Here is a 12,087-nt window from a genome sequence, read left to right on the forward strand (position 1 = left end):
GTGATGATCTGATCGCTTTCAACACCATGATCGCAATTAAAACGAGAAGGATGAACCCATGGATCAATATTCTCCTCAAACTCAAGCAGCTCATACTTATTCCGTTTCGGAAGGTTTGGAGTGGAAAGCAATTTTTCGCGCCATTCAAACCATTTCAGCAAAAATTCACTATCCTGACTTGTTTTCTACTCTGATGAATGTATTGTTGGAATATTCCGGTGCAGAAAAAGTAATGCTGATTTTACAGGAAGCTGATAGTTTAGTTCTGAAAGCTAGATGTATAGCCAGTCAATCCTGTGAGTTGGTTTCACTTTCTCTAGAAGCAGAAAACTTGGAACAAACTGAAGTTCCTCTGAGCATTATTAAAAGGGTTTTTAAAAGTTTAGAACCTCTCATTCTTTCAGGTGAACTGATCTCAACAGATCACGATCCTTATTTGTTAAAGCAGCAACCGCTATCGATTTGGTGTGTTCCTTTACTGAATGAGGAGCAACTTCTAGGAATTTTGTATTTAGAAAATTATCCCGTCTCAGAAAATGTTAATGATAATTACCTATACACGCTACAACTTTTAAAAGAACAAGCTGAAATTTCTATCAAAAATGCTCAAGTGTTACAGCAAGAAGTTCAGCACTGTCAACCGCTTGAAAACCCTTGTCAAAATCAAATATTAGACGTGAGTCCCGTTGGTATATTTCGCACAGATATTTTTGGAAATTGTATCTATGCTAATGAAAAAACGGCTCAACTCACTGGATTATCTATCGATCAAATTTTAGGAGAAGGTTGGGCAATTTCTTTGCATCCTGACGATCAAAATTGGATGCAAGAAGAATGGAATAGTTTTACCCAAGGATGGCAACAAAATCAATCTCCAGAATATCAGGTTGAATGTCGCTATTTACACTCTGAAGGTCAAATTTTTTGGGTCTTGGCGCAAGCTGTTCCTGAACACAATTTAGCGGGGGAAATTATCGGATTTGTCGGGACAGTTACGGATATTACTGATCGAAAAAAAATTGAAATAGCATTACAATTTTCAGAGAGTCGATATCGTTCTCTCTCCGAAAATATGAGCGACGGAATTTATCTAATTGACAGAAATTTACAACCCCTTTATTATAATGCAGCAATTGAGTCTATTTTTGGATATTCTCGTCAATTTTTCGGAACTCACTATCCACAGAGTTTACTGAGTTGTATTCACCCAGAAGATCGAGATAATGTGAGTCAAGCTTTATTGAAAATTACTTCTATACAAGATCGACTAGAAATGAATTATCGCATTATACAACCCAGTGGGGAAGTTCGTTATTTGCGAGATACCGTTCATATTATTCGAGATGAAGCAAATCAGGTAAAAAGCTATCAAGGGATTATTTCTGATCTAACAACAATTCGACAAACAGAAGCAGCTTTAAGACAGTCTGAGGAAAATTTACGCTCAGTTTTAGATAATATTCCAGATTTTATTGTCAAGCTAAATCGAGAAGGAAAAATTGTTTTTATTAATCGTTTATTACCTAACTTTTCTTATGAAGATGTGATTGGTTTTAATATCAACGAGTTTGTAAATTCAGAGAGTAAAAAAGTTCAAAAAGCTGCTATAGAGCAAGTTTTTCAATCAGCAGAAGTAGTGAGAATTGAAGTCACAGGAGTTGGGGTTGATGGGGAAGCAAACTATGATGTTTGTTTGGCTCCTATTTGTCAAAATGAACAGGTTACAGCGGTGATTTTAGTTGCCACTGATATTACTCAAAGAAAGCAGCTTAAACAGGCATTACACAAGTCAGAAACTAAACTCAATGATATTCTCAATAATGCCACGGCTACGATAGCGAGTTATCGACTTTATCCTGATTTAAGTTCAGAATATGACTACTGTTCTACGGGTAGTGAAATTGTTTTTGGATATACTTCTCAAGAACTAACTAATCCTGCTAATTTTTGGCGATCGCGAATTTTTTATGAGGATATAGAAACTCAAATTAACCCTTTATTTAGACAGCTTTATGATGGTTGTAAAGGAAAAATAGAATATCGTTTTATTCACAAAAATGGTACCATCCGCTGGATTTGTGAAAGTTTTTTTGCTCGACTCGATGCGGAAAATGATTGTTTTATTGTGACGGTTGTTTGTACCGATATCAGCAATCGTAAACAAGCTGAAAAAGCTTTAAAACAGCTTAATAATGACTTGGAAAAACGAGTTCAGCAACGAACTCAACAACTTCTAAAATATCAAGATAAACTCAGCCAGCGAGAACAGTTTTTAAGCAGTATTTATGAAGGGGTTGAATATCCTATTATTGTCATTGATGTCTCAGAGGATAATCAATTTTACTATGCAGGTTGGAATTTAGCCGCAGAAGGGATTATCGGCTTGGAAAGTATCTCAAACGTGGGTAAAACTCCACAGGATATTTTAGGTGAAGTTGAAGGTAAAATTATCTGCGATCAATTCACTCAATGTTTAGAAACAGAAGCATCAATCACCTTTGAAACCTCCCGAAAAATACAAGAAGATCAAGTCATTTCTTGGATTGTTACTCTCAATCCAATTTTTGATCAAACTCATAAAATTTATCGAATTATTGGTACTGCTTTTGATATTAGTGAACGCAAGAAAACCGAAGTCAAACTTCAAAAATTTGAAGCTTTAATTGAAAATAGCCGTGACTTTATTGGTATTGCTTCTCTAGAAGGAAAAGCCATTTATCTCAACCAAGCAGGCTGTCAATTAATTGGTCTGGATGTAGATAGAGTTTTAGTAAAAATTGAGGATCATCTGTTTCCCGAAGATCAACGATATTTGCGTGAAACAATTTTACCTCAGGTTATGGAAAAAGGGATGTGGCGAGGTGAATTTTGCTTTAAAAATCTTCAAAAAAATGTAGGAATTCCCGTTGATTATAATGTATTTTTAGTCCGCGATCACGAAACACAAGAACCCCTATGTTTAGCAACAGTTACTCGTGATATTACTGAACAAAAACAGGCAGAAATGGCTTTACGAAAAGCCAATCTAGAACTAGAATTGCGGGTTGAACAGCGCACCAATGAATTGCAAGTTGCCAAAGAATTAGCCGAAGCAGCAAGTCGGGCTAAGAGTGAATTTCTAGCCAATATTAGCCATGAATTGAGAACTCCATTAAATGGAATTTTAGGATATACCCAAGTTCTACAAAGTTCAACAAGCGTGACTGCTCCGGATAAAAAAAATCTGGAAGTTATATATCAGTGTGGTTCTCATCTCTTAATGCTAATCAATGATATTTTAGATTTATCAAAAATTGAAGCCCGTAAAATGGATCTTTATACTGAAGAAATAAACTTACCTAATTTTCTAAATATCTTAGTTCAGATGTCTCAAACTAAAGCCCAACAAAAAGGCTTGAATTTTATCTATAGTCCGAGTTCAAATCTACCGAGTTCTATTCACTTAGACTCCAAAAGATTGTGTCAGGTGTTATTAAATCTTCTGAGTAATGCTATTAAATTTACAGATCAGGGTTCAGTCACGTTAAAAGTTGAAGTTTTGAATGATCATTCTGAACCCGATCCCAACTCTGTTTTAGAAAATAAACAGAAAAATTGTACTCTCAAATTTCAAGTAGAAGATACTGGAGTTGGGATAGAACCTGAACAATTAGAGAAAATTTTCTTACCTTTTGAACAGGTTGGAGAAGCTTCTAAGCGAGGCGAAGGAACTGGATTAGGGTTAGCAATTACTCAAAAAATTCTTCAGCTTATGGAAAGTGAAATTGAGGTAGAAAGTTGTTTAAATCAAGGTAGTATTTTCTCCTTTACGTTGGATGTACTGACTTCGACTTCGGTTTCCAAAACGACTGTTTCTGATTTTAAAGAAATTCAGGGTTATCAAGGAAAACGACGAAAGATTTTGATTGTTGATGATCGTGAAAAAAATCGTTCTATCTTTGTGAACTTACTAAAACCATTGGATTTTCACATTATTGAAGCATCGAATGGTCGAGAAGGTTTAAAACAAGCCAATATCTTTAATCCAGACCTAATTTTTACAGATTTAGTTATGCCTAAAATGAATGGTTGGGAACTGACTAAAAAGTTACGTTTACATCAAGAAAAACCACATTCTCCTTTAAAAAATGTTATTATTATTGCCACATCTGCTTCAATTTCTTCAGAGTATCAACAGCAAAGTCTAGAAGCAGGTTGTAATGATTTTTTACCTAAACCGATACAAGCAGACGAGTTACTAGAACAGATCAAAAAATATTTAAAACTAAAATGGATTTATAAAAAAGATGAACAATTAGAGTCTAAAGAAACTGAAATTGCCATTGTTCCACCTGCACAAGAACAACTGAATACTTTTTATGAATTACTCAAAAGAGGTCGTATTATACAAATTTCTCAAGAGGCTAAAAAACTTAAAAATCAAGATAAAAAGTTTGCGGGTTTTGCAAATGCTGTTCAAAAAATGTCTGATGATTTTGAGATTGAAAAGTTACAAAAATTTATCAAAAGTTTTATCGAAAAATAAAGATTAATTGGTGATAAATTTTAGTTTATCTAATCTGAATCATGAATCTTCAGAGTCAATTAACGATTTGATTTTACCCCCTAACCTTTGATTTTATCAGGCAAGGGGGAAGTTATCATTAAAGTTCTAAAAATCCCAAAATTTAGGTAATCACAGTGGGTTCTTGACGGCCAGTAATCGCCTTAATTTGAGCAATTTCATCGGCAATTGAAATCAAATCTCCTAAAGCGTCTTGAGGATCTAAACCATGTTTACTGGCATCCGATTCATAACTTTCTAAATACACCCGTAATGTTGCCCCTTTTGTTCCTGTTCCAGACAGGCGGAAAACAATCCGAGAACCATCAGTAAACCCAATACGAACCCCTTGATTTTTGGCAACACTATTGTCAATCGGATCAGTATAACTAAAATCATCGGCGTATTCGACTTCATAGCGTCCGAACTTTTTACCTTTCATACTGCCCAAACCGGAACGCAAACCTTCCATTAATTTATTCGCCGGATCAGTTTCGACTTCTTCGTAGTCATGGCGAGAATAATAATTTTGGCCGTAGGTTTTCCAGTGTTCTTTAACAATATCCTCAACCGATTCTCCGCGCACAGCGAGAATATTCAACCAAAACAAAACCGCCCACAAACCATCTTTTTCGCGGATATGATTTGAACCCGTTCCGAAACTTTCTTCGCCGCAAAGTGTGGCTTTTCCCGCATCAAGTAAATTGCCGAAAAACTTCCAACCTGTAGGGGTTTCATAACAATCAATTCCTAATTTTGCCGCGACGCGATCAACAGCTTGAGAAGTCGGCATTGAACGGGCAACCCCGGCTAAACCGTTTTTGTAACCCGGAACTAAATGAGCATTAGCCGTTAATACCGCAATACTATCACTGGGAGTGACAAAAAAGTTGCGACCTAAAATCATATTGCGATCGCCATCACCATCAGATGCCGCACCAAAATCTGGTGCATTTTTACCAAACAAAACTTCAACTAAATCATGGGCATAAACTAAGTTTGGATCGGGATGTCCGCCGCCAAAATCTTCTAAAGGTTCTCCGTTTTGAACTGTTCCTTCTGGCGCACCCAAACGTTTCTCAAAAATCGCTTTAGCATACGGCCCGGTAACAGCATGGAGCGAGTCCATACACATCTTAAAATTACCAGAAGTCAGCATTTGACGAATTTGATCAAAATCAAATAAAGACTCCATTAATGACCTGTAAGGAACCACAGAATCCATGACTTCAACCGCCATGCTACCGAGTTTAAAACTGCCCGGACTTTCTAAGTTAATATCAGCCGCTTCTAAGATTTTATAAGCGTCAATTACTTTAGTGCGTTCATAAATAGCCTCGGTGACTTTTTCCGGTGCTGGCCCCCCATTGCTGGTATTAAATTTAACGCCAAAATCTCCATTAGGGCCACCTGGGTTGTGACTCGCCGAGAGAATAATCCCGCCCAAGGCGTTATTTTTGCGGATAATACAGGATGCAGCCGGAGTCGAGAGGATACCCCCGCAGCCGACCAACACTTGTCCAACACCGTTCGCGGCTGCCATTTTGAGAATAATTTGAATGGCTTGGCGGTTGTAGTAGCGACCATCTCCCCCAACGACCAGGGTTTGACCTTCGAGGCTTTCTTGGGTGTCGAAGATAGATTGAATAAAGTTTTCTAGATAATGGGGTTTTTGAAAATCAGGAACCGATTTGCGTAGCCCAGAGGTTCCAGGCTTTTGATCAGAAAAGGGTTGAGTTGAAACCGTGCGTATATTCATACCAATCTTATAGCAGGAACTTCTGCCCACATTGTATCGGCAATGATCGCCTTTTCTTCAACTTTTCTATCTGGGGAGGGATAGGCAACAGCAATGCGAGATATTTGTCGGCAATGGCCCTAGATTATAGAAGTCAGAAGTTAGAAGTCAGAAGTCAGAAGTACCTTTTTCATAATTCATAGTTTATTGTTTCATGTTGCGTTTCAACTGTTCTAATTCGTCTTCGGTTTCCCAACGTTTAAATTCTTGTTCTAACGGGTCTGCTGCGGCACTAAAACTGTTATAATTAGGCGTCTGATTCCATGCTTTTGTTTCCCATTTTTGTTGCTGTTGAGTGGTTTTAGCTTCGGCACGTGCTTTAGCGGCTTCTGCGGCTTTGGTGCTGACTTCCTGGCGACGTTGTTTAATTTGTTGATAAAGTTCTTTAGATTGTTCGATGCGCTGTTTGACGCCCTGCATCTGTCCCCAGCGTTGATTTCCCTGACGCAATAATACCGCTTCTCGTTCTTTAGCAGCTTGGGCGAGATCTTGACGGTTAGCGGCTTCGGCTTTGCCAACTCGTTCATGCCAACGTTGAATATCTTGAGCTATTTTAAGAATTTCGTCTTGTAAACTTTTTTCCTGACGTTGAAGATCGGCAATTAAACGTAATGTATCTTCTTGTTGTTCGCGAAGTTGTTCTTCTAAAGCTTGCAATTCTAGATGAGGATTTGCTCGTAAAAATTCCTCTAATCGTGTTTCTAAAAATCGACTGAAATCGTCAAATAAACCCATAAATTTAATTCAATAATTTAATTCAAACTTCAACTTAAAAATAAAACGAGATTATACCAATTCTTTATGAAGCTGCATCTAATTAATCCCCCCTGCCCCCCTTTGAAAGGGGGGTGGCGTTGGCGAAGCCTATCCGAAGGATATAGCCGGGGGGATAAATCGTATAACCCTTCATTGTTGATTATATTCGATCGTCAAGTTCAATTAAAACTGCTGTCCGACGTAGATTGTCATCACTTCCCCATTGCGACGAATTACCGCTTCTTGGTTAACGACTTCTACCAACGTCCACCCACTGGCGGCAATACTTTCTCCGACATACACCCGACGGGCGACGCCGTTGACTTCAAACAAAGCTGCCGAGCGATCGCCCAGTTCCAAAATTCCGACTAATGTATGAATTGATCCCTGAGTTGGGTTTGTGGTTGCGGCGGCGGCTTCACTGGGTTGTTCTTCAGCCGCAGGTGCAGGTGCAGATGCAGGTTCAGAAGCGGGTTCGGGTGCGGGTTCGGGTGCGGGGGCTGTTGCGGGAGTCGGGATAGACACAGAAGCCGTTGCGGGTTGCCGTTGCGGTTCCGGTTGAGATTGCGGTTCAGCTTCCGCCTGTTGAGTGGCTTGGGGTGCGGGTTGGGGTGCGGGTTCTTGGGTTTGAGCCGTTTGAGTGGCGGGTGTAGAAACTGTCCCCGAAGTTTGTCCACCTGGAGTGGGAGTGCTGATTTGGGCTTGGGGTTGGGGTTGTTGGGCTTGCTGTTGGGCTTGCTGTTGTAGCGTCTGCATCACTTGGTTTGACAGCCTAGCCGTGCGATCAGAAGCGTCTTGAATGGAATCTGCCATTCGGTTAATTGCGGCGATCAAGTTGTTGGTTTCAGACCCCAAAGGACTGGTGTTGGAATTGGGAACTGTGCTGGGAACCGGAATAGACTCTAAGTTTTCAACCGGAGGCGTACCGGGAAAGGGCGGTAACAGAGGAATGGTTTGGGGGATATCCTGTTCTATCGTGGCGAGGGAACGTTCAATATAGTTCCCAAATTTTATATCGGCTTGGGTTTTGGCGGTTAACGGTTTGTCTGCTGGAACCGCCACCGGTGCTGCCGCGAATAAACGACTAAAGCCTCCGCGAGTGGCTACCCACAGCGATAACGTTACGAGCAAAGATGCAAAAGCTGTTCCCAGTAAAATCCGATCAAAAGATTGGTCTTTTCCGGCGCTGGCGTCTCGCAGTTTGACATCGGTATCAATCGCCCCATCTTCCCCAACCCCATCCCGACGTACCACGGGCGGCAGAATAATTTGAGGAACTTTGATTGATTTGAGGGAGATGAACTCCGGTTCTACCGGATCTTTCGGCAGTTTCGTGCCACCGTCGATCACTCGTTCGACATCCTCAAAGATATCGTCCATCAGTTGATCAGCATAGATCTCGACGGATGCTGGATCTTTGAGAAGTTGTTCGTCTGACAGTGCGGGCTTGGTCTGATTCATCGTTTTTGTTTCTTGAGGCATCACTCTGCACTCCCCCTCACGCTCGTTTAACTCGGTTGATCAAAATTATAAATGAGTTGCTGTTTATTCTACTACGAAATCCCTAAACCGGGCTGATTTCACATAATTTAAAGATTGGGTTTGTCCCTAAGTCTCACCTGACGGGTCAACCTCCAACACTTCCAGATTAGAGTTGAATTCATCGATTCACTGTTTTTCGGACAACTTTAGTTTGTTTTAAGACAATGATTACAATTATCAAAAAATAGTTTTTATCTTTGAGGATAGTTGTCAAAAATACGTTTTTTTGCTAATACTTATGAAAGACTGTTCATGTATTTAACTTGGAGGAAAATTGTCAATGAATACTCAGTCAAAATCTCAAGGGTGCTGTAGTTGTAATCACAGTCCCGAACAGAACTCGAGTCCGTCTGCATCGTTTGACCTCAAAACAGAGCTTTTGCCAATTTTAGGTGTTGTTTTTCTCTTGGGAATTGGGTTAATTTTTCAAGAACAACTTCACGCTACTCCTTACTCTATCGGTGAATATCTTGTTTTTATTCCCGCTTATCTTTTTAGTGGTTGGACGGTTCTCAGTAACGCCGGAAGAAACATTTTACGAGGTCGAATATTCGATGAAAACTTCCTAATGACGATTGCGACATTGGGTGCAATTGCCATTCACCAACTCCCCGAAGCGGTAGGCGTAATGTTATTTTATCAAGTGGGAGAATTATTTCAAGATTTAGCAGTTAGTCGTTCTCGTCGTTCGATTCAATCTCTATTAGAAATTCGTCCAGATACTGCCAACCTCAAAGTTAATGATTCTATTCAACAAGTTTCTCCAGAAACCGTTAACGTTGGGGATATTATTCTGGTTAAACCCGGTGAAAAAATTCCTTTAGATGGGGAGATTATTGAAGGCAATTCTCAAGTTGATACTTCAGCTTTAACCGGAGAACCCGTACCCCGAACGGTAAAAGTTGGAGAAACGGTATTAGCCGGAATGATCAATACAACCGGAGTTTTAACGCTAAAAGTTAGTAAAAACTTTGGTGAATCTTCCATTGCTAAAATTCTCAATTTAGTTGAAAATGCTAGCAGCAAAAAAGCTAAAACAGAGAAATTTATTACTCGATTTGCTCAATATTATCCCCCGGTTGTTGTATTTCTTTCCCTTGCTGTTGCCCTATTACCGCCTCTGTTTATTCCCGGTGCAACCTCTGAACAATGGGTTTATCGGGCTTTAATTTTATTAGTCATTTCTTGTCCTTGTGGATTAGTGATTAGTATTCCGCTTGGTTATTTTGGGGGAATTGGAGGGGCTGCTAAAAATGGGATTTTGGTCAAAGGAGCGACTTTTTTAGATACCTTAACTGCGGTAAAAACGGTTGTATTTGATAAAACAGGAACGTTAACAAAAGGCGTATTTAAAGTCAGTGAAATTGTTCCTAAAAACAGCTACACTGAAACGGAATTACTCATGTTAGCCGCTCATACCGAATCTCATTCTCATCATCCGATTGCCCAATCAATTCGAGAAGCCTATGGTCAAGAAATAGACGATAAAATCGTGAGTGACTATGAAGAAATTGCAGGTCATGGAATTAAAGCAAAAGTGAAAAATCAGGTTATTTTAGCGGGAAATGATCGCCTTTTGCATCGAGAAAATATTAACCATGATACTTGTGATGTCGGTGGAACGGTCGTTTATCTGGCTGTTGAGGGTCAGTATGCAGGTTATATTATCATTGCAGACCAACTCAAAGAAGACGCAGCCCAGGCAATTTTCAACATAAAACAAATCGGCATTGAACAAACAATAATGCTCACAGGAGACAATAAAACAGTTGCTCAGACTGTGGCTGAAAAATTAGGTTTAGACCACTATTTAGCTGAACTTTTACCCGAAGATAAAGTAGACTCTTTTGAACAAATTCTCCACCAAACAGGAGACAAAAATAAAGTTGCTTTTGTCGGGGATGGGATTAACGATGCTCCGGTAATTGCCAGGGCAGATGTAGGGATAGCAATGGGCGGATTAGGTTCAGATGCAGCCATAGAAACGGCTGATATTGTGATTATGACCGATGCACCTTCTAAAGTGGCAGAAGCGATCAAAATTGGCAAAAAAACTCACAAAATTGTTTGGCAGAATATTTTCTTTGCGTTGGGGGTAAAAGGGATATTTATTTTATTAGGGATAGTCGGAATAGCGACATTATGGGAGGCGGTTTTTGCTGATGTGGGTGTAGCATTATTAGCAATTTTAAATGCTAGCCGAGTGTTGAGAACTTCCCCCGAAAATTAACCGGATAAAATCAGCCTGATTTCCCCAAAATACTCTCAAGATCAGTTTCTGAACGTCCTGCGAACAGTGAAAGTTTAAACCTGAAGTCATTCTCACCCCCTAAAACTTGATGACTTCTCTATATTCTTGATTGAATTAGAAAACGTACCCAGATGTAGAATTGACTTGGTATTTCTAGAGTTAGTTGGCTCGACCTAAAATAGATAAATTGTAGGAATGCTGACCCTGTTCGCGATCGCCAACATAAATGTTATAAGTGCCAGAAGGAGCATACCCCGAAAATTGTAAATTTCCACCCCCTCCTTCTGGTAACACACAATAGCGCCCAGCCGGCCCTTCAATCAACAACGTCGGAGCTCCGGAAGTTTGTACCTTGATGACGACATAGGGCAAATCTTCAGCAATATCAATGATATGATTGGGAGTAGCGGCAACAAAACCACAATCTCCGCTATTGCTTTCTCCACCGGAAGTTCCCGCCGCCGTGATATTAGCCCCCGGAGAAAGGCTTTGTTGATCTGCAAGGGCGAGATGAGTAGATCCGAGATTAATAGCGACAGTCAGTGCGACAATGGCAAAATAACGTAACTTCATGTCTTCTCCTCTCAATAGCAACAACGCCTTTAGTAAAATACAGGCAGTAGGAATGTTCAGCAGGTAAGTTTGCGCGCGTTAGGTATGACAAAGGTTAAAAAGAGCGATTTTTTTAACTTTCTGTTTTAACAGTCTGTGCTTAAATCTCCTAAAATTTTCAAGTGAACCCCTGATCACTGTAACCCACTGAGATCATTCGTTACTGATCCCAATTTAGCTTGTCCGTCAATCCAAAATTTACACTTTGAACTTGAACTCTAAAACTAAATCAAACACAATCCTATGAGTTACCAACAAGACGATAATCACGTAAAGCGCAGATTAGAGGAGCTAGAAGCCGAACTCAAGCAACCTCAACCCGTGAGTCAAAAATCATCTCCGTCTGATTTCAGATCAACGGTCAAAACCCTCTATAATCAATTTCTGGTCTGGTTTAAAGAACTCCCCAAACTCGGACAAGCCGCCATTGTTGTCGTGGGTTTGGCAATGGGGTTAACCCTACTGCGAACCCTGGCTGAATTAATTTCTTTGGCGATCAGTCTTGCAGTTGTCGGTGTAATCGTGTACATAGGATACCAAATCTTTAAATCATCCAAATTCTCGAAATAGAAATTGCGAGATCCG

The 12,087-nt window shown here is 39.9% G+C and carries 7 protein-coding genes; 3 read left to right on the forward strand and 4 right to left on the reverse strand.

The genetic code is table 11. From position 1 onward, the window contains the following. Window positions 1–58 precede the first annotated feature (58 nt). Window positions 59–4,525: a PAS domain S-box protein gene (locus M595_RS17320; protein ID WP_023067640.1), complete on the forward strand. Its 4,467-nt coding sequence runs from the start codon at window positions 59–61 to the stop codon at window positions 4,523–4,525. A gap of 142 nt (window positions 4,526–4,667) precedes the next feature. Here the strand turns inward: M595_RS17320 and M595_RS17325 are convergent, their stop codons facing one another. The 3 genes from M595_RS17325 to M595_RS17335 all read right to left on the reverse strand — a co-directional run bounded on the left by M595_RS17325 (window position 4,668) and on the right by M595_RS17335 (window position 8,558). Continuing rightward, window positions 4,668–6,302 carry an alpha-D-glucose phosphate-specific phosphoglucomutase gene (locus tag M595_RS17325; protein WP_023067651.1) on the reverse strand — a complete coding sequence of 545 codons (1,635 nt, stop codon included), beginning with the start codon at window positions 6,300–6,302 and terminating at the stop codon, window positions 4,668–4,670. Window positions 6,303–6,485: 183 nt separating this feature from the next. Further along, on the reverse strand, window positions 6,486–7,076 hold the full coding sequence (locus tag M595_RS17330; protein WP_023067631.1) for a TIGR04376 family protein: 591 nt from the start codon (window positions 7,074–7,076) through the stop codon (window positions 6,486–6,488). A gap of 204 nt (window positions 7,077–7,280) precedes the next feature. Further along, the gene (locus tag M595_RS17335; RefSeq protein ID WP_040484275.1) at window positions 7,281–8,558 is read right to left on the reverse strand and encodes a hypothetical protein; all 1,278 of its coding nucleotides are present in this window, start codon (window positions 8,556–8,558) and stop codon (window positions 7,281–7,283) included. A gap of 361 nt (window positions 8,559–8,919) precedes the next feature. On the opposite strand from M595_RS17335, the gene M595_RS17340 reads away from it, so the two are divergent. Then, entirely contained in the window at window positions 8,920–10,869 is a 1,950-nt protein-coding gene (locus tag M595_RS17340) for a heavy metal translocating P-type ATPase (protein ID WP_023067646.1), read from the forward strand. 180 nt (window positions 10,870–11,049) lie between these two features. On the opposite strand, the gene M595_RS17345 is transcribed toward M595_RS17340, so the two are convergent. Beyond that, window positions 11,050–11,463 (reverse strand): hypothetical protein, encoded by a 414-nt coding sequence (locus M595_RS17345; RefSeq protein ID WP_023067659.1) that lies wholly within the window; start codon window positions 11,461–11,463, stop codon window positions 11,050–11,052. Between the two features lie 282 nt (window positions 11,464–11,745). On the opposite strand from M595_RS17345, the gene M595_RS17350 reads away from it, so the two are divergent. After that, window positions 11,746–12,072, forward strand: a complete 327-nt coding sequence (locus M595_RS17350; protein ID WP_023067673.1) for a hypothetical protein — start codon at window positions 11,746–11,748, stop codon at window positions 12,070–12,072. The last annotated feature ends 15 nt before the right edge of the window (window positions 12,073–12,087 follow it).

The organism is Lyngbya aestuarii BL J, assembly GCF_000478195.2.
GTDB lineage: Bacteria > Cyanobacteriota > Cyanobacteriia > Cyanobacteriales > Microcoleaceae > Capilliphycus > Capilliphycus aestuarii.